The organism is Bacillus luti (assembly GCF_001884105.1).
Classification (GTDB): Bacteria; Bacillota; Bacilli; order Bacillales; family Bacillaceae_G; genus Bacillus_A; species Bacillus_A luti.
In genome coordinates this window covers 68,982-94,142 of the sequence record NZ_MACI01000095.1, presented here as the reverse complement: position 1 = coordinate 94,142, position 25,161 = coordinate 68,982, and the positions used below count along the sequence as shown (strand labels likewise).

At 37.6% G+C, this 25,161-nt stretch carries 24 protein-coding genes; 6 read left to right on the top strand and 18 right to left on the bottom strand.

Translation table 11 applies throughout. From position 1 onward, the window contains the following. Positions 1-100 precede the first annotated feature (100 nt). The 5 genes from rpoZ to BAQ48_RS25245 form a co-directional block, all read right to left on the bottom strand. The gene (gene rpoZ, locus BAQ48_RS25265) at positions 101-313 is read right to left on the bottom strand and encodes a DNA-directed RNA polymerase subunit omega (protein ID WP_000933966.1); all 213 of its coding nucleotides are present in this window, start codon (positions 311-313) and stop codon (positions 101-103) included. 2 nt (positions 314-315) lie between these two features. Next, a complete protein-coding gene (gmk, locus tag BAQ48_RS25260) occupies positions 316-933 on the bottom strand; it encodes a guanylate kinase (protein WP_002019101.1) in 618 nt (205 codons plus the stop codon). A 13-nt stretch (positions 934-946) separates the two neighbouring features. After that, a complete protein-coding gene (gene remA / locus BAQ48_RS25255; protein WP_001251456.1) occupies positions 947-1,210 on the bottom strand; it encodes an extracellular matrix/biofilm regulator RemA in 264 nt (87 codons plus the stop codon). A gap of 67 nt (positions 1,211-1,277) precedes the next feature. Then, entirely contained in the window at positions 1,278-2,153 is an 876-nt protein-coding gene (locus BAQ48_RS25250) for a YicC/YloC family endoribonuclease (RefSeq protein ID WP_071713217.1), read from the bottom strand. A 99-nt stretch (positions 2,154-2,252) separates the two neighbouring features. Continuing rightward, positions 2,253-4,976 (bottom strand): calcium-translocating P-type ATPase, SERCA-type, encoded by a 2,724-nt coding sequence (locus BAQ48_RS25245; RefSeq protein ID WP_071713216.1) that lies wholly within the window; start codon positions 4,974-4,976, stop codon positions 2,253-2,255. 105 nt (positions 4,977-5,081) lie between these two features. Between BAQ48_RS25245 and BAQ48_RS25240 the strand changes: the two genes are divergently transcribed. The 3 genes from BAQ48_RS25240 to BAQ48_RS25230 all read left to right on the top strand — a co-directional run bounded on the left by BAQ48_RS25240 (position 5,082) and on the right by BAQ48_RS25230 (position 8,796). After that, positions 5,082-6,791 carry an Rqc2 family fibronectin-binding protein gene (locus tag BAQ48_RS25240; protein WP_000863247.1) on the top strand — a complete coding sequence of 570 codons (1,710 nt, stop codon included), beginning with the start codon at positions 5,082-5,084 and terminating at the stop codon, positions 6,789-6,791. Between the two features lie 325 nt (positions 6,792-7,116). Continuing rightward, complete coding sequence (locus BAQ48_RS25235; protein ID WP_071713215.1) at positions 7,117-8,187, top strand: M24 family metallopeptidase; 1,071 nt, start codon at positions 7,117-7,119, stop codon at positions 8,185-8,187. An 84-nt stretch (positions 8,188-8,271) separates the two neighbouring features. After that, positions 8,272-8,796: a DinB family protein gene (locus BAQ48_RS25230; RefSeq protein ID WP_071713214.1), complete on the top strand. Its 525-nt coding sequence runs from the start codon at positions 8,272-8,274 to the stop codon at positions 8,794-8,796. A gap of 32 nt (positions 8,797-8,828) precedes the next feature. Here the strand turns inward: BAQ48_RS25230 and BAQ48_RS25225 are convergent, their stop codons facing one another. Further along, a complete protein-coding gene (locus BAQ48_RS25225; RefSeq protein WP_071713213.1) occupies positions 8,829-9,197 on the bottom strand; it encodes a YoqO family protein in 369 nt (122 codons plus the stop codon). Between the two features lie 182 nt (positions 9,198-9,379). Between BAQ48_RS25225 and BAQ48_RS25220 the strand changes: the two genes are divergently transcribed. The 3 genes from BAQ48_RS25220 (at position 9,380) to BAQ48_RS25210 (ending at position 11,884) form a co-directional block, all read left to right on the top strand. Continuing rightward, complete coding sequence (locus BAQ48_RS25220) at positions 9,380-10,765, top strand: hypothetical protein (RefSeq protein WP_071713212.1); 1,386 nt, start codon at positions 9,380-9,382, stop codon at positions 10,763-10,765. A 167-nt stretch (positions 10,766-10,932) separates the two neighbouring features. Beyond that, on the top strand, positions 10,933-11,187 hold the full coding sequence (locus BAQ48_RS25215; RefSeq protein WP_071713211.1) for a YbeF family protein: 255 nt from the start codon (positions 10,933-10,935) through the stop codon (positions 11,185-11,187). 22 nt (positions 11,188-11,209) lie between these two features. Beyond that, on the top strand, positions 11,210-11,884 hold the full coding sequence (locus tag BAQ48_RS25210; RefSeq protein WP_071713210.1) for an HAD family hydrolase: 675 nt from the start codon (positions 11,210-11,212) through the stop codon (positions 11,882-11,884). Between the two features lie 38 nt (positions 11,885-11,922). Here the strand turns inward: BAQ48_RS25210 and pyrE are convergent, their stop codons facing one another. The 12 genes from pyrE to lspA form a co-directional block, all read right to left on the bottom strand. Further along, a complete protein-coding gene (gene pyrE / locus BAQ48_RS25205; protein ID WP_000711449.1) occupies positions 11,923-12,555 on the bottom strand; it encodes an orotate phosphoribosyltransferase in 633 nt (210 codons plus the stop codon). Continuing rightward, a complete protein-coding gene (pyrF, locus tag BAQ48_RS25200; protein ID WP_000083493.1) occupies positions 12,552-13,268 on the bottom strand; it encodes an orotidine-5'-phosphate decarboxylase in 717 nt (238 codons plus the stop codon). Before pyrF ends, pyrE begins: the two co-directional genes overlap by 4 nt. Next, on the bottom strand, positions 13,253-14,182 hold the full coding sequence (gene pyrD / locus BAQ48_RS25195; RefSeq protein ID WP_001081057.1) for a dihydroorotate oxidase B catalytic subunit: 930 nt from the start codon (positions 14,180-14,182) through the stop codon (positions 13,253-13,255). The genes pyrF and pyrD overlap by 16 nt, the downstream gene beginning before the upstream one ends. After that, entirely contained in the window at positions 14,179-14,958 is a 780-nt protein-coding gene (gene pyrK, locus BAQ48_RS25190) for a dihydroorotate oxidase B electron transfer subunit (protein ID WP_000983359.1), read from the bottom strand. Before pyrK ends, pyrD begins: the two co-directional genes overlap by 4 nt. Next, positions 14,955-18,173 carry a carbamoyl-phosphate synthase large subunit gene (gene carB, locus BAQ48_RS25185; RefSeq protein ID WP_071713209.1) on the bottom strand — a complete coding sequence of 1,073 codons (3,219 nt, stop codon included), beginning with the start codon at positions 18,171-18,173 and terminating at the stop codon, positions 14,955-14,957. Before carB ends, pyrK begins: the two co-directional genes overlap by 4 nt. Next, positions 18,158-19,255 (bottom strand): carbamoyl phosphate synthase small subunit, encoded by a 1,098-nt coding sequence (locus BAQ48_RS25180; protein ID WP_000828670.1) that lies wholly within the window; start codon positions 19,253-19,255, stop codon positions 18,158-18,160. Before BAQ48_RS25180 ends, carB begins: the two co-directional genes overlap by 16 nt. Next, entirely contained in the window at positions 19,252-20,538 is a 1,287-nt protein-coding gene (gene pyrC, locus BAQ48_RS25175; RefSeq protein ID WP_071713208.1) for a dihydroorotase, read from the bottom strand. Before pyrC ends, BAQ48_RS25180 begins: the two co-directional genes overlap by 4 nt. After that, a complete protein-coding gene (gene pyrB, locus BAQ48_RS25170) occupies positions 20,522-21,436 on the bottom strand; it encodes an aspartate carbamoyltransferase (protein ID WP_071713207.1) in 915 nt (304 codons plus the stop codon). The genes pyrC and pyrB overlap by 17 nt, the downstream gene beginning before the upstream one ends. A gap of 148 nt (positions 21,437-21,584) precedes the next feature. Then, positions 21,585-22,877: a uracil permease gene (gene uraA / locus BAQ48_RS25165; protein ID WP_071713206.1), complete on the bottom strand. Its 1,293-nt coding sequence runs from the start codon at positions 22,875-22,877 to the stop codon at positions 21,585-21,587. Between the two features lie 145 nt (positions 22,878-23,022). After that, positions 23,023-23,565 carry a bifunctional pyrimidine operon transcriptional regulator/uracil phosphoribosyltransferase gene (pyrR, locus tag BAQ48_RS25160; protein WP_001156489.1) on the bottom strand — a complete coding sequence of 181 codons (543 nt, stop codon included), beginning with the start codon at positions 23,563-23,565 and terminating at the stop codon, positions 23,023-23,025. A gap of 203 nt (positions 23,566-23,768) precedes the next feature. After that, positions 23,769-24,677, bottom strand: coding sequence for an RluA family pseudouridine synthase (locus BAQ48_RS25155; protein ID WP_071713205.1), 909 nt, complete (start codon positions 24,675-24,677; stop codon positions 23,769-23,771). Between the two features lie 4 nt (positions 24,678-24,681). Next, entirely contained in the window at positions 24,682-25,140 is a 459-nt protein-coding gene (gene lspA, locus BAQ48_RS25150; protein WP_000642182.1) for a lipoprotein signal peptidase LspA, read from the bottom strand. Between the last annotated feature and the right edge of the window lie 21 nt (positions 25,141-25,161).

Sequence of the window (25,161 nt, the reverse complement as noted above, 5' to 3'; positions counted from 1 at the left end):
TCATCCTATCGTAAAAAAATAACAACCTACTTGTAAATAGGTTGTTACCGTTACATAGAAAATTATAAAGTCTATGTTTTAAATTGTCGAAGGCAAAGTCTTATTCAGCTACTCCATCTTCACTTGGTACGTAGCTTAACACTTCTGCATCGATTTCTTCTAATGCTTTACCTACACATTTATGAGAAACAGGTTGTTCAATCACACAGTTATTAGCAAGTTGCATTTCACGCGCACGCTTTGCAGCCACTGTTACAAGTGTATATTTAGAATCGATTTTTGTTAATAATGAATCAATTGATGGATTTAACATAATTATAGACCCTCCGTCATTTCTTTATAATATTTTGCTACTCTTTCGCGGCGGCAATGTTCGCCAACCACAATTGCTTTAATTCTTTCACAAGCTAATTCAACTCGGTCGTTTTCTACTACATAGTCGTAAGCGTCCATCATTTCGATTTCCTCTTTCGCTACAGTTAAACGATTTTCAATAACATCTTCAGTTTCTGTACCACGACCGACAATTCGGTTCTTTAGCTCAGATAAACTTGGAGGTGCTAAGAAAATAAATACACCTTCTGGGAAAGCTTTCTTAACTTGAATTGCTCCTTGCACTTCAATTTCTAAGAATACGTCTTTTCCTTCTTGTAATGTTTTTTCAACATAGTCAATCGGTGTTCCGTAATAATTACCTACGAACTCAGCCCATTCAAGTAATTTTTCATTACGGATCATTTCCTCGAATTCTTCTCTCTCTTTAAAGAAATAATCCACACCGTCTACTTCACCTTCACGTGGCTTACGTGTCGTTACTGAAATAGAGTACTGAAAACGTGTATCCTCATGGCTAAACAGCTCTTTTCGAACCGTTCCTTTTCCAACCCCAGAAGGTCCTGAAAGAACGATGAGCAATCCTCTTCTACTTCTCATAAATATGTAAAACCTACCCTTCCTCACTTAAATCTTCTTTATTATTCAAACGATGTGCAATCGTCTCTGGTTGAATTGGACTTAATACAACATGCCCATCATCCATAACAATAACCGCCCTTGTTTTTCTCCCATACGTAGCATCAAGTAAAGCATTATGTTCACGTGCTTCCTGTACTGTTCGTTTAATAGGAGCTGACTCCGGACTTACAATAGCAATAATTCGATGAGCAGATACAATGTTTCCGTATCCAATATTTAAAAACCGCATGGCCATAGTTTGCGCCTCCTAGTAAGTCTATCCGATTTCTCCACCACGTATAACTTTATATATTTTTTGAAAGCTACTCAATATTTTGTACTTGTTCACGAATTTTTTCAAGGTTATTTTTCATTTCTACCACATATTTTGAAATTGTTAGGTCATTTGCCTTAGAACCAATCGTATTAATTTCTCTATGCATCTCTTGCACGATGAAGTCCATTTTCCTTCCAACTGGTTCCTCAATTTGCAGTGTTTCACGAAATTGATCTAAATGACTTTGCAAACGAACTAATTCCTCATGAATATCACAACGCTCTGCAAACATTGCAACTTCTGTTAGCAATCTTTGTTCATCCAGATCTTGATTATGTAATTCTTTTAAGCGATTCTCTAATCGTTCACGATATTTTTGTGTAACCATCGGTGCATGTGGAATAATTGCGTTTACACAATTGTCAATCTCTTGCAAACGATACGCTATATCTTTATGTAATCGTTCTCCTTCGCCAACTCTCATCGTTTTTAACATATGAGTAGCTTGACGAACAGCCTCATATAAACTGTTTTCGAATTGTTCATTTACTTTTTCTATTTCTTCAATTGCTGTTACTTCTGGCATTGCCATCAATTGCTCAAGTGTAATAGAATCTTGTAATTGAAACTTTCCTTTTATATCTTTCATAATCGATTGGTACTGCTCAAGAAGCGCCCAATTCACACTTAATTTTCTTTCAACAAGCCCTTCACCCGTTATACTAATAGACACTTCAATGCGCCCACGTCGAACTTGTTCTGCAATTATTTTACGAAGTTTGTCTTCAAATACCATCATTTGCTTCGGAAGTCGAATACTCATCTCTAGAAAACGGTGGTTCACCGATTTCATTTCTACTGTAATTTGAAAAGTATCATTTTCAACTTTCGCTCTACCAAATCCTGTCATGCTACAAATCATTTTTATCACATCCAAGCCATGAAATAACTCAATGAAAAAGGTAATAGAGACAAGGCTCTACTACCTTCTGTAAATTATATCACATTTTCATAACATTGACTATTTCAAGTTTAATCCCTTCTTATATAATATTGGTTTTTTCTTCTCCCTTTTTTTCCCTGTTAATAAAGATCCCACTAGTAAGAAAGTCGGAATTGATGACAACCCTCCAATTAACAACCAATCTCTTGCTTGTATTGGCATTGTGCTAAAAATCGGTTGTAGCGGTGGATAATATATAACTACTAGCATTAACAGTAAAGAAATGATAACCGCTCCTACTAAATACACGTTCCCAAATGGATTGCGGTGGAAGACCGAATGTTCACTACGGCAATCAAATACATGAATAAGCTGCGCAAGTACCAACGTCGCAAATGCCACGGTTTGTGCATATTTCAGTTCATTTGGGTGTTGATTATACGCAATAATAAACGCCACTAACGTCACTGCCCCGATAAGAAATCCTCGGCTTACAATTTTCCAAGCAAGCCCTCTAGCAAATACTCCCTCTTTCGGATGACGCGGCGTTCTCTTCATCACATCTCCTTCAGCTTTATCCAGACCTAATGCCATCGCTGGTAAACCGTCAGTCACTAAATTCACCCATAAAATTTGAATTGGAACCATCGGTAATGGTAACGCAAGTAACATTGCAAATAACATAACTAAGATTTCTCCAACATTTGATGCTAATAAGTATCGGATAAACTTACGTATGTTCTCGTATATATTTCTACCTTCTTTAATTGCTGATTTTATCGTAGCAAAATTATCGTCTAGCAGAACGAGTGAAGATGCTTCTTTCGCAACATCTGTCCCTGTAATTCCCATCGCTATCCCAATATCCGCTGTTTTTATGGCTGGGGCATCGTTCACTCCATCACCTGTCATCGCTACTATATGCCCTTTATTTTGCAGTGCCTTAACAATTTTTAATTTATGTTCAGGTGATACACGAGCAAATACATACGTATCTTCTACAACATTTTCTAATTCCTCTACATCCATATTCGCAAGTTCTACTCCTTCAACAACGCGTCCACCAGTTGGTAAAACTCCTAATTGTTCTGCAATCGCCATTGCTGTCACTTTATGATCTCCTGTAATCATCACTGTTCGAATACCGGCTTCTTTACACTCTTTTACCGCCTGTTCTACCTCTGGTCTTGGCGGATCAATCATTCCTTGTATACCAACTAACATAAAATCTTTTTCAACGTCTCTTTCATGTTCAATAGAATCAGTTGCTTTTAATGGCTTGAATGCAACTGCAATTGTTCGAAGTGCTTGACTGCCTAAACTATGAATAGCCGCCTGTACTTCCTTTCTATACAATTCACTTAATGGTTGCTGCCTATCCGCCCATAAGATCGTTTGGCTCATTTGCAAAAGGACATCTGGCGCCCCTTTTGTCACCACAAACTTTTTCCCTTCTCGATCTCGCACAATTACACTCATCATTTTTCGGGTCGAATCAAATGGAAATTCACGAATAATTTCAAATTTCCCTTTCAGTGCTTCACGCGTTATCCCTGCTTTCATTGCTGCAGCTACAAGCGCTCCTTCTGTTGGATCTCCATCTAATACATACGCCTTTTTCTTTTGAATAATATTTGCATTGTTACATAGTGAACCAAATGTAAGTAATTGATAAAGTGATTTTGTCCTAGCTGGATCAACTTCTTTTTCACCTTTCATAAATGATCCATTAGGTTCGTATCCTTGCCCCGTCACTTTCCATAACTCTCCACCTGACCACATATGTGTTACCATCATTTTGTTTTGCGTCATTGTTCCCGTTTTATCAGAGCATATGACAGAAGCACAGCCTAACGTTTCTACAGCTGGTAACTTCCTTACAATTGCTCTCTTTTTTATCATGCGCTGTACACCAAGCGATAAAGCTACTGTAACGATTGCTGGTAATCCTTCTGGAATAGCAGCAACAGCTAGCGACACGCCCGCTAAAAACATATGATATACTTCATTCCCTTGATACACACCAGCTAATACAACGAGCGCTGTCAAAATAAGAGCCACAATAATTAATATTTTTCCGAGTTGCTCTAATCTTCTTTGCAGTGGTGTTTCCATTTGCTCTGCATTTTGCAACATATTTGCAATTTGGCCCATCGCTGTATTCATACCAGTCGCTACAACAACCCCTGTTCCAGATCCTCTCGTAATCATCGTACCCATAAAAGCCATATTTTTTTGATCTCCAATTGCAACATCTTGCCCTTGCAATGCTTCTACCTTTTTTTGCACTGGTACTGACTCTCCTGTCAAAGCAGACTCTTCAATATATAAACTCGATGCCTCAACGAGACGTACATCAGCCCCAATACGATCTCCACTGGAAAATTTAATAACATCACCTAAAACAAGCGCTTTAGATGGCGCCTTTACCCACTTTCCATTCCGCATCACAGTAACTTGCGGGGCGGCTAACTCCTTTAGGGCTTCCAATGATTTTTCGGCCTTTCTCTCTTGAAAAAAACCTAGAATTCCATTGATAATAACAATGGCAACAATTGCGATAGAATCAATATATTCACCTAAATAAGCAGAAACTATTGTTGCACCAAACAAAACAAGTACCATAAAATCTTTAAATTGCGCTAAAAATACCATTAGTGCCGAAGGCCTTTTTGCTTCATCTAATTCATTTGTACCAAATTTTTTGATTCGGCCCTCTGCTTCTGTCTCCGTAAGTCCAACCTTCACATTTGTATTCGTTCTTTCTTCTACTTCATGTGCCCGCATTCCATACCAGTTCATCCTGCTATCGACCTCCTAATTCCAGACATACTCTATTGAAAGCTTATTCAGCCTCGTCCAAAAAAATGCTATAATTAACTTTTAGTTAGAAAGGAGTGTTCACTCATGGCATTCGATGGATTATTTACAAGAGCGATTACGCATGAAATTGCAAATTCTCTTTACACGGGAAGAATTTCAAAAATATATCAACCTTCAAAATACGAAATTTTATTACATATTCGAGCAAACGGAAAAAATCAAAAACTGATTCTTTCCGCTCATCCGACATATGCACGTTTACACTTAACAAATCAAAATTACGATTCACCTGCACTTCCACCAATGTTCTGTATGCTTCTCCGTAAGCATTTAGAAGGTGGGTTCATTGAAAAAATTGAACAAATTGATTTAGAACGTATTATTCAAATCACAGTGCGCAGCAGAAATGAAATTGGTGATGAATCACTAAAAACACTAGTAATTGAAATAATGGGACGACACAGTAACATCATCTTATTAGATACGAAAACGAACGTTATTTTAGATAGCTTAAAACACGTTTCGTTAGCCGTAAACCGTCATCGAACGGTATATGCTGGTGCTGAATACGTTGCACCGCCCGCACAACATAAAATTAATCCACTTCAGATTGAAACGGATGATGAATTTATTAGACCGCTAGACTTTCTATCTGGAAATATGGATAAACAGCTTGTCGGGACTTTTACTGGAATATCGCCGTTATTCGCAAAAGAAGTAGTGAAAACAGCAGGTATGGTAAATGAAAAAGCTTTATCTGAAGCATTTTTCTCCATACAAAAACCATTACTCACTCATACATATACACCAGCAATGATTACTGCAAACGGGAAAGAATTCTTTTATCTTTTCCCTCTGACACACTTGCAAGGAGAAGAGAAAACATTCTCATCCGTAAGTGAATTGTTAGATCGCTTCTTCTTCGGTAAAGCAGAGCGTGACCGTGTAAAACAACAAGCTCATGATTTAGAGCGCTTTATGCAAAACGAAAAAAATAAAAATGAGAAAAAACTTATTAAACTTGAAAAGACATTACAAGATGCTGGAAAAGCAGATAAATATCAACTTTTTGGAGAGCTACTTACAGCCAATATGTATGCTTTAAAAAAAGGTGATAAAGATATTGAAGTCGTTAACTATTACGATGAAAATGGCGGAACTGTAAAGATCACATTAGATCCTTTAAAAACACCATCTGACAATGCACAACGCTATTTCCAAAAGTACCAAAAAGCAAAAAATTCAGTTGTTGTTGTAGAAGAACAAATCGAAAAAACAAATGAAGAAATTCTTTATTTTGATAGCTTACTTCAACAAATGGAAGCTGCTTCTTCAAAAGATATTGAAGAAATTCGCGAGGAATTAGCTGAAGAAGGTTATATGCGCAATCGTAAAACGAAAAACGCAAAGAAAAAACCAACTAAACCAGTATTGGATAAATACTTGGCTAGTGACGGCACTGAAATTTTCGTCGGTAAAAACAATAAGCAAAATGATTATTTAACAACGAAATTTGCCCGTCGTGATGAAATTTGGTTACATACGAAAGACATACCAGGCTCTCACGTTGTCATTCGTTCTTTAGAACCAGCTGAAGAAACTTTACTAGAAGCTGCAAAAATTGCCGCTTATTACAGTAAAGCAAAAGAGTCTAGCTCTGTACCTGTTGATTTCACAAAAATACGCCATGTGAAAAAACCGAGTGGTGCAAAACTTGGTTTTGTTACGTACGACAATCAGCAAACCGTATATGTAACACCTGATGCTGACACTGTAATGAAATTAAAAGCGTAAATAAAAAAAATGCGTTGCTTGTATGCAGCGCATTTTTTATTCGTTCCTATACCCATTAACTAATCCATAACATCTTTCTTTTGTCATTTTATATATTTTCAAAAAAATTGACAGTGCTATTCCACATCTGTATAAATTTTTTTACAGTATGTACATACAGTGCCCCTCAAATCAATGTATTTTATCCACTATTCATTATTTAAGTGATCTAGATGTTATAAGTACCCCACCTCTCACAAATAGCTGGCTACTTTTTATTTTCTCTACAATATATATTTTGGCACGCTATTTGCTTTATTTAATACTGTGAATAGGGGGAATTAACATGACTTTAAAAATTAATAAAATCCAAAACCAACTACAAAATTATGAAATTGACGGATTACTTATTACCAAAAAAGAAAATCGCCAATATGCAACAGAATTTACAGGTAGTGCTGGCGTCGTTTTAATTGCTGCGGATAAAGCTGTTTTTATAACTGATTTTCGCTATGTAGATCAAGCGAAATCACAAATAAAAGATGCTGAAATTATTATGCATAAAGGAAATTTAGAAAAAGAAATCGCAAATCAAGTATCGAAATTAAACATACAAAAACTTGGAATTGAAGAAAACAACATGACATTACAACAATATAAAAACTTACAAAAATACGTACATGTAGAAATGGTTCAAGTGTGCGAAATCATTGAAAATATTCGTCTTATTAAAGACATGCCCGAAATAGAAACAATGAAAATCGCAGCTAATATTGCGGACGAAGCATTTCATCATATCCTTACGTTTCTAAAACCAGGAATAAGTGAAACTGATGTACGAGATGAGTTAGAATTTTTCATGCGAAAAAAAGGAGCTACATCCTCATCATTTCAAATTATTGTAGCTTCTGGTGTTCGTTCTTCTCTTCCTCATGGCGTTGCATCAAATAAAATAATCGAGCGAGGTGACATTGTCACATTAGATTTCGGTGCACTTTACGACGGATATTGTTCCGATATAACACGTACTGTAGCAATCGGGGAACCATCAGAAGAATTCAAAAAAATATACACTGTTGTACGCGAAGCATTAAAACGTGGAACGGAAGCAATTAAGCCTGGAGAAACTGCGAAAAGTATCGATGATGTAACAAGAAACTACATTACAGATTGTGGATATGGTCAATATTTTGGTCATTCTACTGGTCATGGTCTTGGCTTAGAAATACATGAACCTCTTCGCCTATCCCAAGAAAGTAAGGCTACATTAAAAGAAGGTATGGTTGTTACAGTTGAACCAGGTATTTACATACCAAACTGGGGCGGTTGTAGAATTGAAGACGATATCGTCATTACAAAAGACGGATATGAAGTTATTACAAAATCAAATAGAGAGCTAATTGTTATTCCTTGTTAATATTATCAAATTTTTTACAGGATTTTTTCTTTACATATAGAATCCCTTATCTGGAGTATTTGTTTAAAAGAGGGGGAATTTTAATTGAATTTTGTAATTGATAAAATAGATGGTTTACAGCCTGAATTTTCAAAACTTGTTTCCATGATGAATTACGCTCGTTACACAACGATGCAAGCAGTGGAAGACTTAACAGTTGAAGAACTGGATTATTTATATGATGAGGAAGCAAATTCTATTGGTATGTTATTGTACCATATGGCCGCTATTGAATTTTACTACCAGATTCATACTTTTGAAGACCGTGAACCAACGGAGGCTGAATTAGAACGTTGGTTACCTGGTATTGAGTTAGGTGATCTTGGACGTGAGAAAATAAAAGGAAACGCTATTGAATTTTACATAAATACATTACAAGAAGTACGTTCCAAAACCATCGAGACTTTTCAATCGTTACCTGATGAATGGTTATTTAAAACGACAGACTTTTGGTATGACAAACCAGCAAATAACTATTTTAAGTGGTTTCACGTTTTTGAAGATGAAATCAATCATCGCGGACAAATTCGTTTAATTAAAAAGATGCAAAAAGCTCATGCAGTAAAATGAGAAAATGCCACCGAATAAGGTGGCATTTTCTTTTATTCATTAACGAATAGCTTTTCGTTTACTGTTTTAGTGACTACCGCTACCAACATTAAAATGCATATTAAATATAGCAATTTCGCAATAAATAACCACCCTTGAAACATTACAATTTCATCTATTATCTCATTTCCTCTCAATAACAAAAACGGTATCGTGCTAATTATAATGACAAACTCGATGCTGAAAACAATTTTCTTTTTTCGGCTATACGCTTTCCATTCATCCCAGCGATACATAGGTGCAAAAATCAATACTCCTATACATAATATAACGGGTACCCATTCACTTTTAAGAAATTGCCCTGAAATAACTGATAATAGTAAACAAACGAGCATACCATAATAGCCTATTTTCTCTTTCATTCGTACTCCCCCATTCTACTTCTCTTTAAATTCCATTTTTAGGATTAATTGTATTGTATCATCCATTTTTATTCCTTACCATTACAGTACATGAAATTTCATTTTTTTCTTTTCCCTATACTCACATACTTTCATTGCTTTCATACAATACACTACACGAATGCCTAAAGGATGTGACTGTTATGGGAGTTGAATTAACGCTATTACACGCTCTCTATGTTCTTTGTTTACTCACTATTATTACCTTCTTTATTCTCAGGAAAGATACGACGATTATTTGTATCGTTTTTATCTTTTTATTAGCATTAACTGCAACAAGTTCTATCCCTCTTGCCATTAGCGGGATTTTCCAAAGTTTCATTTACGCCATTACTGAGCTATTACCAACTATATTAATCATCTCCATTATCGTATCCATGAGTAACCTACTCGTTCATACCGGCATAAATGATACGATGATTTCACCATTTACAAAAATGATTCGTACCCCTACCCTCGCCTACTGGATTATCGGTCTTTTAATGATGACAATTTCTTTCTTCTTTTGGCCTTCTCCAGCTGTCGCTTTAATGGGAGCTATTTTATTACCAGTCGCTGTACGCGTCGGTCTTCCGCCAATTGGTGTTGCCATTGCTATGAACTTATTTGGACACGGCATCGCCTTGTCAGGCGACTTCGTTATTCAGGGCGCTCCGAAATTAACAGCGGATGCTGCTGGTCTCCCTGTTTCCAGCGTCGTATCTGCAAGTGTTCCCCTCGTTATCGTTATGGGCGTTGTTACAACTTCCGTCGCTTTTTTCTTCTTGCGAAAAGAATTTCATACTGGACTATCGTTACAAGACTCTGTTTCATCAACTGAATCATCTAAAACTACTATTTTATTATCTCCTCGCATAAAGAAATGGCTCGCTATATGTATCCCTATCGTCTATATCCTTGATATCCTTTGCATGATTCAATTTAAACTACAAGGAAGCGATGCCACTGCACTTATCGGCGGGACGACTGTTATTATGATCATCATCATTTCTCTCATCGCCTACAAAGGTAAGGGACTAAATAAAACGACCGATTATTTTATAGAAGGGCTCCAATTTGGATTTAAAATTTTCGGTCCAGTTATTCCAATTGCTGCACTTTTTTATTTAGGGGATAGTGGCTTTATAAAAATTATTGGAGACTATTTACCGAAAGGTTCACACGGCATCATTAATGACTTAGGAATCGCCTTATCTCAAACTGTTCCTTTAAATCAATATGTATCGGCGGGAACTTTAACTATTGTTGGTGTCATAACAGGCTTAGATGGATCTGGCTTTTCCGGTATATCACTTGCTGGATCGATTGCCAATCTTTTCGGAACAGCACTTGGGCATGGAACAGCTACCTTAACAGCACTCGGACAAATCGCTGCCATATGGACTGGGGGCGGAACATTAATTCCTTGGGCACTTATTCCTGCCGCTGCGATTTGTAAAGTCGACCCATTTGAACTTGCACGCCGAAACTTTTTACCGGTTGTTATCGGTTTAATTGTCACCACTATCGTTGCGATGTTTATCCTATAACATAAGCAAGTGTTCTCTTGCTTACGTTTTTTGCTTGTAAAATTCATCATGAATTACTCGTTTTCAAGAGGGATTCGTTATTACTTAGCGAAATTATATTAGGAGAGTAATTATTTCAAAACGTTTATGAGAAACAGATTACTGCAATTAGAAAAGGGGACATACCTATGAATGAATTGATTTTCGTCTTATTAATTTGTCCATTACTTATCTTTATCGTTTCTGTTATTGGAACACGTAGAACGAAAACGTATTACGTAATGCCGCTTGTAACGTTTGCTAGTTTTTTAATAATAGGTGTTATCGCCTTTACTCCCAAATTTTTCTTTTGGGTTGGTATGTACAGCATCTTCTCATTTATTGTTTCTTACATGACTCTATTGTTTGTGAGAGGATATGAGGTTGTGGAAAACGCTAAATAGTTGTTAGCAAGGAGATTGTAATATGATTTTCTTTGATATTGATGGAACTTTACTTGATTACGACACTGCTGAGAAAAATGGTATCTCACATTTCTTCCAAAAGTATAATGATATTTTTTCAGGAAACGAATTAGAGGCTATGAAGCTATGGCATGAATTATCCGAGAAATATTTCAACAAATTTTTATCCAAGGAATTATCTTTTGAAGAACAACAAAGGATGCGAATGTATCATTTATTTAAAGCATACGGAGTAAACTTATCACCTTGGGAATCTCAGCACAAATTCAAGCAATATATAGAACTATATAAGAACAACTGGACCGCGTTTGAAGATGTACACTATACATTACAGACCTTGCAGCAAGAGGGGCACTCATTAGGTATCATTAGTAATGGTGACTATGAACAACAAGTCGAAAAATTAACTGCCCTAAACATTCTACAATATTTCAAATATATATTTACTTCTAGTGAACTTGGTATATCAAAACCATACCCTGAAATGTTTCACCGATCCGTATTACAATCGAATCTTGAAATGAAAGATTGCTATTATATTGGCGATCGATTAGAGACTGATGCGATTAGTAGTACAGCAGCTGGAATGCAAGGGATATGGTTAAGGGATAACTCGCAACTCAAGTACGATATTCCTACTATATGTTCTTTACATGAAGTTTTAACAATAATATAAAAGACGACCACGTTCCCCCGCGGTCGTCTTTTTTCGTGTTACGCTGTGATCCAAGCTTCGTTAGCTGGATTTTTACGCCACTCTTGTAATTTTTTCGTTTCAGCTTGTCCAATCATACCTTTTTCTGCTGCAACTTCAGTTAATGCACTGTAATCACTTAAAGAATATGATGCTACGTTAGCTGCTTCTAGTTTTTCTTTTCCTGCTTCTAACTCGTATGTGAAGATTGATACGATTCCTAATACTTCACAGCCAGCTTCACGAAGTGCTTCTACACATGTAATTGCACTACCGCCAGTTGAAATTAAGTCTTCTACTACTACTACTTTTTGACCTTTTTCAGCTTTTCCTTCGATTTGATTCCCTTTACCGTGGCCTTTTGCTTTACTACGTACGTAGCACATTGGTAAATCCATACGATCGCTTACCCATGCAGCGTGCGCAATACCAGCAGTTGCTGTTCCTGCAATAACTTCTACAGTTGGGAAGTGCTCTTTAATTAACTCTTCTAATCCAGCTGCAATCGCTTGACGTACTTTTGGATAAGATAAAGTTAAACGGTTATCACAATAAATTGGTGATTTCATACCTGAAGACCAAGTGAATGGATCATTCGGTTGTAAAAATACTGCTCCAATTTCTAATAAATGCGATGCGATTTCTTTTTTCATACTGTTACACCTTCCCACTGTTGTTTTACTGTTTTATACGCTTCAAGCGGATTTTCTGCTTTTGTAATACTACGTCCAACTACGATGTAGCTTGAGCCAAGTTCCCTCGCACGTTTCGGTGTTGCTACGCGCACCTGGTCATTTACATCATCGCTTGCAAGACGGATCCCCGGTGTTACTGTTACAAATTCATCTCCGCATACTTCACGTAATTTTGGAACTTCAAGCGTTGAGCAAACAACGCCATCAAGTCCACTTTCTTTCGTTAATTTTGCATAATGAGCAACCGCTTCTTCTAACGTTTTCTCAATGCCGATCTCTTTTTTCATCATAGCTTCCGAAGTGCTTGTTAGTTGTGTAACTGCAATACAAATCGGTCTCTCTTTTCCTTCTTGCTTACCTTCCTCTAATCCCTCAATCGCAGCTTTCATCATGCTGCTTCCCCCAGCAGCATGAACATTTACCATATCTACATCTAGACTAGCTAGGCTACGCATAGCGCTTTTTACTGTATTCGGAATATCATGAAGTTTTAAATCTAGAAAAATCTTATGTCCTTTTTCTTTTAAGTACGTAATAATTGCAGGGCCTTCTTTATAAAATAACTCCATACCAACTTTGACAAATAACTCTTCCCCTTCAAAGTGGCGCAAGAATTGTTCTACATCTTGTTTCCCTGGAAAATCTAGTGCAACGATTAACGACTGTGACATGTTTGCTTCCAGCTCCTTCCTTGACATTCCGAAATGTGATCAAATCCTAATTCATCTAGTAATGCTGGTAACTCTTCAATAATTGTCGGACATACGAACGGATCGATAAAGTTCGCTGTACCTACTGCAACTGCGCTTGCGCCAGCGTAGAAGAATTCAATTACATCTTCCGCTGTTTCAATACCGCCCATTCCGATAATTGGAATGTTAACCGCTTGACTTACTTCATGTACCATACGAATTGCTACTGGCTTAATCGCAGGACCTGATAATCCGCCTGTACGGTTTGCTAAAATTGGTTTAGCTGTTTTTAAATCTAGACGCATACCAAGCAATGTATTAATCATCGTTAAACCATCTGCACCTGCATTTTCAATCGCTTTTGCAATTTCCACAATGTTTGCCACGTTCGGTGACAACTTCACGTATACAGGTACTTCAGAAACCTCTTTTACTCGCTTCGTTAAATCAGCAGCAATTTCAGGATTTGTACCAAAGGCGATACCACCTGTTTTTACGTTCGGACAAGAAATATTTAATTCTAGTGCATGGACATTAGGCGCTTTAGAAATTTCCTTTGCAACCGCTACGTAATCCTCAGCTTGTGAGCCCGCAACGTTCGCAATAATTGGAAGGTCAAATTGTTCTAACCATGGTAATTCAGAATTCATTACTTTTTCTAATCCTGGGTTTTGAAGTCCGATCGCATTTAACATGCCGCCTGGCGTTTCAGCAACACGAGGTGTCGGATTTCCATAACGTGGTTGTTCTGTCGTCGCTTTAATCATGATTGATCCTAGTACACTTAAATCGTAAAACTGTGCATATTCACGACCAAATCCAAAGCATCCAGATGCCGGTATAATTGGATTTTTTAATGATAATCCTGGTAATTCAACTTGCAATCTGTTCATAGTACAACCTCCCCGATTGGAAATACTGGTCCGTCGCTACACACCTTCTTGTAAGAATGTCCACTTGGATCTTCTTGTAAGTGGCATACACATGCGAAACAAGCTCCAATACCACAGCCCATACGTTCTTCTAATGAAATATAGGCTTTTTTCTCTTTGTAACGTCCTTCTAATGCACGAAGCATCGCTAACGGACCACATGAATAAAGAATATCAAAGTCAATTCCGTAATTATCAATTACATCTGTGACAAATCCTTTTGTACCGTGTGTACCGTCTACTGTCGCAACGTACGTATCACCAAGTTCTGCAAATTTTTCTTCATAGAAAACAACATCTTTCGTTTGAAAACCTAAGATGTGAATCACACGTACACCTTTTGCAACGAGGCGCTGTGATAGTTCATAAAGTGGTGGTACACCAATTCCCCCGCCTACTAGTAAAGCTGTTTGACCAGCTTCCGCTTCTTCTACAGGAAAACCATGCCCTAGTGGTCCTAGTACATCTACCATTTCACCTTGTTTTCTAGTTGCTAATGTTTTTGTCCCTTGTCCTTCCGCACGATATAGCATTGTAAATTCGTTCTTCTCTTGATCTACATTACAAATACTAATCGGGCGGCGCAGAAGGGGCGCAATGCCCTCTGCTACCTTAATGTGTACAAACTGCCCTGGTTCGTTCATTTGCTGTACTAACGTTCCTTGAAGCACTAACTCGTAAATGTTTTTTGCGATTTCTTTTTGATTAACGACGATCATATTTTGCTTTTGCATCATGCATGTACCACCTCGTGACGCTTTGTTTGCGTAATTTCTTTCATTGAATGAGCTGAGAATGTCATAGATTCTAATACTCGTAAGATTGCTCTTGTTGTATCAAGTGATGTTAAGCAAGCCACACCATTTTCTACTGATTCACGGCGAATGCGGAAACCATCACGCGCTGGTTGTTTTCCTTTTGTTAATGTATTGATTACAAACTGTGCTTTTCCTTGACGGATAATATCAAGTAAGTTGTAGTCTTCAGAATCAATTTTGTTTACAACTTGCACTGGAATATTTTGCTCTGCTAACGATTGTGCTGTTCCAGCTGTTGCTAATAAGTTATAACCAATTTCGTGGAAGCGTTTTGCAATTTCCATTGCCTCTTCTTTATCTTTATCCGCTACTGTGATGATTACTGATCCGTGCGTTGGAATGTTAATTCCAGAAGCAACTAGACCTTTGTATAATGCTTTTTCAAGCGTTAAGTCTTTACCCATTACTTCACCTGTTGATTTCATTTCAGGTCCTAATGTTGTATCAACTGAACGTAGTTTCGCAAATGAGAATACCGGAGCTTTTACATATACTTCTTTCTCTTCTGGGTGATAGCCCGTTCCGTATCCTTGTTCTACTAGGTTTTGACCTAAAATAACTTTCGTTGCAACATTCGCCATCGGTACGCCTGTAATTTTACTTAAGAACGGTACTGTACGGCTCGCACGTGGGTTTACTTCAATTACGTACACTTGATCTTTGAATACTACAAACTGGATATTTAGTAATCCAACAATGTTTAATCCTTTTCCAAGTGCAATTGTATGTTCAATGATTTGTTCTTTTAGTTTTTCAGATAAACTTTGTGGTGGATATACTCCAATTGAATCACCAGAGTGAACTCCAGCGCGTTCAATATGTTCCATAATACCTGGAATGAATACATTCTCACCATCTGAAATTGCATCTACTTCAATTTCTTTACCAACCATGTAACGGTCGATTAATACCGGATGATCTGCATGAACTTTAACTGCATTTTTCATGTAGTGCAGCAGTTCTTCTTGACGATATACGATTTCCATCGCACGTCCACCTAGTACGTAAGATGGTCTTACTAATACTGGGTAACCAATTTCTTCAGCGATTGCTACCGCTTGTTCTACAGTCGTTGCTGTTTTACCAACTGGTTGCGGGATACCAAGCTTTGTTAAAGCAGCTTCGAATTTATCACGATCTTCCGCACGGTCTAAATCTTCAAGTGATGTTCCTAAGATTTTCACACCATGTGCTTCTAATTTAGCAGCTAAGTTAATTGCCGTTTGTCCACCGAACTGAACGATAACACCTTCTGGCTTTTCTAAATCGATAATGTGCATTACATCTTCAATCGTTAATGGTTCAAAGTATAATTTGTCAGAAATACTGAAGTCTGTTGAAACTGTTTCTGGGTTGTTATTAACAATGATTGCCTCATATCCAGCTTCTTTTATTGCCCATACAGAGTGAACTGTTGCATAGTCAAACTCAACACCTTGACCGATACGGATTGGACCAGACCCTAGTACAACCACACTCTTACGATCTGTTATAACCGATTCATTCTCGTCACCGTATGTGCTGTAGTAATATGGTGTTGCAGATTCGAACTCTGCCGCACAAGTATCTACCATTTTATAAACAGGAGTTATATTGCTTTCTTTACGCATATCGTAAATTTCACGCTCTGTTTTGTTCCAAGCATTGGCGATGTAATGATCACTGAAGCCCATTTCTTTCGCTGATTGTAATACTTCCATATTTCCTACATTTTCTTTTACTTCGCGTTCCATGTTTACGATGTTTTCAACTTTTTGTAAGAAGAAGAAGTCCATTTCACACCAATCATTGATTTCTTCTTTCGTTACGCCTTGACGAATTGCTTCTGCTACAATAAACAGTCGCTCATCATCAGCTTTTATAATGCGTTTTTTCATCGTCTCTTTATCAAGCTCTTTTAAATGATCTAACTCTAAGTGATAAACGCCAAGCTCTAAAGAACGAACCGCTTTTAATAAAGATTGCTCTAAGTTACGTCCGATTGACATAACTTCACCAGTCGCCTTCATTTGTGTACCAAGTGTTCTGTTTGCTGATTCAAACTTATCAAATGGCCAACGTGGAATTTTTGAAACCACATAGTCTAATGCTGGCTCAAAGCAAGCGTATGTTTTTTGTGTTACTGGATTTATAATTTCATCTAATGTTAAACCGACTGCAATTTTTGCCGCTAGCTTCGCAATTGGATATCCAGTTGCTTTAGATGCTAGTGCAGATGAACGACTTACACGTGGGTTTACTTCGATTACATAGTATTGGAAGCTATGTGGATCAAGTGCAAGCTGAACGTTACATCCACCTTCAATTCCTAATGCACGAATAATTCTTAATGAAGTGTTTCGTAACATTTGATATTCACGGTCGCTTAATGTTTGGCTCGGTGCTACTACGATAGAATCACCTGTGTGAACCCCAACTGGATCGATGTTTTCCATGTTACATACTACAATCGCGTTATCATTCGAATCACGCATTACTTCATATTCAATTTCCTTACAACCAGCAATGCTCTTTTCTAATAAACATTGTGTTACTGGACTATGTTTTAATCCACCTGATACGATTTCAATTAGTTCTTCTTCATTACTACAGATTCCGCCACCTGTTCCTCCCATTGTAAATGCTGGGCGAACAATAACTGGATAACCAATTTCTTTTACAAATTCATGTGCTTCTTCCAGCGTATGAATGATCGTACTAGATGGAATTGGTTCATTTAAATCCTGCATTAATGTACGGAATAAATCGCGATCCTCCGCTTGCTCGATAGCTGATAATTTCGTTCCTAAAATTTCCACTCCGCATTCTTCAAGTATGCCTGATTTCGCAAGTTCAACAGCCATATTTAAGCCTGTTTGACCACCTAATGTTGGTAAGATTGCATCTGGACGTTCTTTACGAATAATACGGCTTACGAATTCTAATGTTAATGGTTCTATATATACTTTATCTGCCGTTGCAGTATCTGTCATAATTGTTGCTGGGTTAGAGTTAACAAGGATTACTTTGTAACCTTCTTCTCTTAGAGATTGACAAGCTTGTGTACCAGAGTAGTCAAACTCCGCTGCTTGCCCAATTACAATTGGTCCTGATCCGATTACTAAAATTGTGTTAATGTCTAGGCGTTTTGGCATAACTCTTCCCCTTCTTTCTTGAAGTTTTCAATCATTGCTAAGAAATCTTCGAATAAATCATTTGCATCTTCTGGTCCTGCTGAAGCTTCTGGATGGTATTGTACTGTAAATGCTGGGAACTTCTTATGACGAAGACCTTCTACTGTTCCATCATTTAAAGCAACATGTGTAATTTCAAGCTCTGTATTTTCAACTGATTCTTCTTCTACTGCGTAACCATGGTTTTGAGATGTAATTGCTACTTTTCCAGTTGCAAGATTTTTTACTGGATGGTTTAAACCACGGTGACCGAATTTCAACTTACTTGTATTCGCACCAGATGCTAGAGCGAACAATTGATGTCCTAGGCAAATTCCGAATAAAGGAACTTTACCGATAATGTCTTTTAACATTTCAATTGCTTCTGGTACATCTTTTGGATCCCCAGGTCCGTTACTTAACATAATTCCATCTGGACTAAGGCGTAAAATTTCTTCTGCTGTTGTGTTGTAAGGAACTACAATTACATCACAGTCACGCTTATTTAATTCTCGTAAAATACCATGTTTCATTCCGAAGTCTACAAGTACAACTCGGTGTCCGCGTCCTGGACTTGGGTATGGATCTTTCGTTGATACGCGTTTCACGTGATCTGTAAATACTGTCGCTTTTAATTGGCTCACGATGTATTCTACATCTGCATCCATGTTACAAAGGCGTCCGCGTAATGTACCGTATTGGCGAATTTTTCTCGTTAATTTTCTCGTATCAATTCCTGCTAATCCCGGGATGTTTCTTTCTTTTAAGTAATCATTTAACGAAATTTCATTACGGAAGTTTGATGGATGATCACAAATTTCGTTTACGATTAAACCATTTACAGATGGGTGAATCGATTCGAAATCGTCACGGTTAATGCCGTAGTTTCCGATTAATGGGTACGTGAATGTTACGATTTGACCGCAATATGATGGATCAGATAATGTTTCTTGATATCCAGTCATTCCTGTTGTAAATACAACCTCACCTGACTTTTCGATTTCTCCTCCGAAACCTTTTCCAATTAATACTGTTCCATCTTCTAAGATAAGTTGTCTTTTCATACTAATGCACTCTCCTTTTGCCATGCGATCTTACCACCAACGATTGTCATTACCGGCCATCCTTGGCATTTCCAACCTGCGAATGGTGTGTTTTTTCCTTTTGATAAGAATGTTGTTGGATCAATCTCTTCTTCTTGTTCTAAATCAATGATTGTAATATCAGCTGTTCTACCTTCTTTCAGGCGACCTGCTTCTAAGCCGAATGTATCAGCTGGCTTTTCTGTTAAATATTGAATTAACTGCTCTAATGTAATAATTCCTTTTTTCACAAGGTTTGTGTATAGAAGTGGGAATGCTGTTTCAAAACCAGTAATTCCGAATGGTGCTCTTTCAATTCCTTGTGCTTTCTCTTCCGCTGTATGCGGTGCATGATCAGTTGCGATCATATCAATTGTTCCATCTAATAAACCTTCAATTAGTGCTGCGTGGTCTTCTTTTCCACGAAGCGGTGGGTTCATTTTGAAGTTAGGATCAGCTGATGGGATATCATCTTCACATAACACTAGGTGATGAGGTGTTACTTCTGCTGTGACTTTAATTCCAGCGCGTTTCGCATCACGGATTACACGTACAGACCCTTTCGTACTTACGTGACATACGTGATAGTGACAATCTGCCGCTTCAGCAAGCAGTATATCCCTTGCAATATGTACAGATTCACATACTGATGGGATACCGTTTAATCCGTGTTTCTCAGAAAACTTCCCTTCATGTACACAACCTTTATTAATAAGTGTATTCTCTTCACAGTGTGCAACTACTGCCATATTCAGTTTTGCTGCACGCTTCATAGCAGCTAACATCATGCTAGCATCTTGTACGCCTACACCGTCATCAGTGAAAGCAAATGCTCCAAGTTCTTTTAACGTTTCGAAATCTGTCATTTCAGAACCCGCTTGACGTACTGTAATTGCTCCATATGGTAGTACGTTGACATGCGCTTTTTCTTTAATACGATTTTGCAAGTCTTCCATATGTTCTCTGCAATCTGGTACTGGGCGTGTATTTGGCATTGCACAAATTGTAGTGAATCCACCTTTTGCCGCTGCTAGTGTACCTGTTTCAATTGTTTCTTTATGTTCACCACCTGGTTCACGAAGATGTACGTGTACATCTACTAATCCAGGTGCGATTAACTTTCCGTTCACATCGATTACTTCAGCATTATCTGCCGTAATATTTTCTGCTACCTTAGCGATTTTACCGTCTTGTACGAGAAGATCTGTTGCTACGATTTTTCCTTCTTCATTCATATAACGACCATTTTTAAACAAGTAATTCATGTTTCATTCCTCCTAATACATTTGGTAAGGCGCGTTTTAGTACAGCCATTCTTACGTAAACTCCATTTTCCATTTGTTTAAATATGCGTGAACGCTCACACTCAACAAGTTCACTTGCAATTTCAACATCTCGGTTTACAGGAGCTGGATGCATAATAATGCTTCCTTCTTTCATACGCTTTTCTCTTTCCACTGTTAATCCGTGTTTCTCATGATACTCTTTCATAATGTCTGTTTCATAATGATCATGGCGCTCATGTTGCACACGAAGTAACATCATTACATCCACTTCCGGAACAAGTTCATCTAATGGTTTGTATGTTCCAAATGTGTTGTCTTCATCTTTCCACTCTTCTGGACTTGCAAAGTAAATTGTTGCACCCAGCTTCGTTAATGCTTCTGCATTAGAACGTGCTACTCGGCTGTGACGAACATCTCCTACTATTGCAATCTTCAAACCTTCAAATCTTCCAAACTCTTGTTTAATTGTAAGAAGGTCGAGTAGACACTGCGTTGGGTGGTTTCCACATCCATCTCCAGCGTTTAAGATTGGGATATTCACCTGATCTTTTAGTCCATCGAAGTAGCGATCTTGCTCATGGCGGATGACCACTGCTTTTGTTCCGATTGATTCTAGTGTTCTTATCGTATCGTATAAAGTTTCTCCTTTTTGTACGCTAGATGCATCAGCTGAAAAGTTTAAAACATCAAGTCCTAATCTCTTCTCAGCAACTTCAAAGCTAAATCTCGTTCTCGTACTATTCTCAAAGAACAAGTTTGCAACAAAAGTTTGCTCTGTCGTTTTGCTCTCTTTTCCATTCGCAAAATCTTCTGCGTCTTTTAGGATTTCTGAAATTTCTACTTCCGATAATTCACTCATCGTTAACAAATGGCTCATCGTCATCCCTCATCTTTCTGATTTTTATGTTACCACTTTTGTATATTTATAACAACCTTTGTATAAAAATACCCTAGTCATGTAAGACTAGGGTGCAAGGAAGAAGCCACCCTTTTCTGTCTCACAGGACTGAATTAAAAGGTTATTTTTATGAAGCAATCTGCTTAGATTGTTTTGTATGTTTTTCTTGTTTTGTTTCTGGTAGTAGTAGATTTAACAGTACACCTACAATCGCTGCAAGCGCCATTCCTTCTACTTGGAATGAATCCCCTACGTGAAGTACCGCTCCACCAATACCGATTACTAGTATTACTGATGCAATCATTAAGTTTCGTTTGTCACTTAAATCTGTTTTATCATCTACCATCATGCGTAATCCGCTTGATGCGATTACACCGAATAGTAAGATTGATACCCCGCCCATAACTGGTGTTGGGATCGAATGAATCAGTGCAGAAATCTTACCGATAAATCCGAATGTGATTGCGAACACTGCTGAACCGATGAATAAGTATACACTGTACGCTCTCGTAATTGCTAGCACACCGATGTTTTCACCATACGTTGTATTCGGTGGTCCACCGATTAGTGATGCGATCAATGTTGCCACTCCATCACCAAAGATTGAACGGTGTAAACCTGGTTTTTCAATTAAATCTCTTTTTATAACATTTCCTAATACAATTTGATGTCCGATATGTTCTGAAATTGTTACGAGTGCAACTGGTACCATTAAGAGTACAATCTTCCATGAAAACTCTGGTGTGTATGTTACAAATGGTACTGTGAAATCTGGTATGACAAACCATTTTGCCTCAGCTACCGGCTTTAAATCAACTAGCCCTTGGAAGTAAGCAAAGATGTAACCTCCGATGATTCCAAGTAAAACTGGTATGATACTGAAGAACCCTCTCCCGAATATGGAGCAAATGATTGTAATTGCTAATGTTACTAATGCTACTGAAAAGTGTGTAAAGCTATACTTGCCATCTGCACCGTTCATCGCCATATTTACTGCAGTGTGTGCTAAAGCTAAACCGATTACCATTACAACCGGACCGACTACGATTGGTGGAAGTAATTTCATAATCCACGCTGATCCAGACTTCTTAATTCCGATTGAAATTAACAGGTATACAAGTCCTGCAAGTAAACCACCAAGCATTGCTGCTCCCGGTCCACCTGCTGTTTTCGCTGTTATAATCGGTGCGATAAAGGCGAATGATGATCCTAGATAGGCAGGTACTTGACCTTTCGTTATAAGAAGAAACGCTAACGTTCCTAATCCACTTGATATTAATGCTACTGATGGATTCAATCCTGTTAAAAACGGAACAAGCACTGTTGATCCAAACATCGCGAACAAATGTTGTATACTTAAAAATAACCATTTTCCCGGTTTCGGTACTTCATTAACGTCTAACACTGGCTTTTGTTCCATTGTTACATCCTCCTTCAGTTGCAATCTTTACAATAAAAAAACTCTTTGCGCCTGTGCACAAAGAGTCCTATACTTTCGTATGCCAAATTTGACATATGAAAGCCAAGACCCTTTGGCAGCCTCACAGGACTACATTTAAAAGGGCTTACTTATCATATATACTTACTCGATCTTGTTGATCTGTCTCTTGCAAATCAACTTCAATACGTTCTTCACTTGATGTTGGAATGTTCTTTCCTACATAATCAGCGCGAATTGGTAGTTCACGATGACCTCTATCAACAAGAACAGCTAATTGAATTTGTGATGGTCTACCTAAATCCATTAGAGCATCCATCGCCGCTCGAACTGTTCTTCCTGTGTATAATACATCATCCACAAGGATAACTTTTTTCTTCGTAATATCTACAGGAATATCAGAACCTTTTACAAGTGGTTCTTTATGTTTTGATTGTAGTGTTAAATCATCACGATATAACGTAATATCTAACTCGCCTACTTCCATTTCTTTTCCTTCAATTTGACCAATTCGTTCTGCCAAACGTTGTGCAATAAAAATTCCACGTGTTTTAATTCCGACAAGAACACAATTATCGACACCTTTATTTCGTTCCACGATTTCATGACTAATTCGTGTTAAAGCGCGGCGAATCATTTGGTCATCTAAAACGACAGCTTTTTCCTGCATGTTCTACACCTCCAAGCTTTTTTCTTGCATGAGAGGAATGGTATAAAAAAAGTCCTCTCAGCGTGTGCGAGAGGACTTTTGAAAAAAGGGTACAGCATACCCTAAGTATTTCAAACCGTTACCTTCTCAACCTCACGGGGCTGTGTTAAAGGATCATTATTTAACTGTTGTCAGTATCTCAGTTTTCGTGTGATTTGTCAATACTATTTTCGTAAAATATTTAATGCATCTTCAAACACTTCTGGAATAGGTGCTTCAAACTGAATATATTCACCAGTACGAGGATGGTCAAATCCTAAAATACCTGCATGAAGTGCTTGTCCATTCATATCTAATGTTTTCTTTGGTCCATACTTGGGATCTCCCGCAAGTGGATAGCCAATATATTTCATATGAACACGAATTTGGTGCGTACGTCCCGTTTCTAAACGACATTCTACAAGTGTGAAATCTTTGAAGCGCTCTAACACTTGGAAGTGAGTAACAGCGTTCTTACCATTTTCATCAACTGTCATACTTTGACGCTCTTTCTTATCACGGCCAATTGGTGCATCGATAGTTCCCTTATCATGCGGAATAACACCGTGCACAATCGCTTTGTAACGTCTTGTTACTGTTTTTGCTACAAGTTGATTTACAAGTGACTCGTGTGCCATATCATTTTTTGCAACCATTAATAGGCCAGATGTATCTTTATCAATACGATGCACAATACCAGGGCGCATTACACCGTTAATACCTGATAAATCTGTACAATGGTGCATAAGTCCGTTTACAAGCGTACCGCTTGTATGCCCTGGCGCTGGATGTACAACCATACCACGTGGCTTATTTACAACAAGTACATCTGCATCTTCATAATAAATTTCTAAATTCATATCTTCTGGTTGAATATCTAATGCTTCTGGTTCAGGAATCGTTACTGTAATTTCATCATTTGCTTTAACTTTATAATTCCCTTTAACCACTTTCCCATTTACTGTTACAACAGCATCTTTAATCCATTGCTGCACTTGTGAACGTGACCATTCACTGTTTATTTCTGCAACGAATTTATCAATTCGCTCGCTCTTTTGTTCTTCTGCTACTGTTACTTGTACTACTTCACTCATTCAATTACTCCTTCGTTTTCTTTCCTTCTAATACTGTTTGAATAATAATTAATACAACTCCAATACATAATGCTGAGTCAGCTATATTGAATACTGGATAGTTATACGAGAAAATATACACGTGAATGAAATCCACTACTTCTTGTCTAAATACACGATCAATAAAATTGCCAATTGCTCCGCCTAAAATTAGACCTAATGAAATACCTAGAAGCTTGTCTGTCTTCGCATACTTTTTCATATAAAATACGATAAACACTACGAAAACGACTGTAATAATGTAGAAAAACCACATTTTATTTTCTAAAATACCCCAGGCAGCTCCTCTATTTCGATGTGATGTTATGTATAATACATTATCGATAATCGGAATGCTTGTACCCAATTCCATGTTCTTTACAATTAGCCACTTCGATATTTGATCGATGGCAATGACAAATAACGCTATTACATAATATATCATTTTCATTTCCCCCACAAAGAC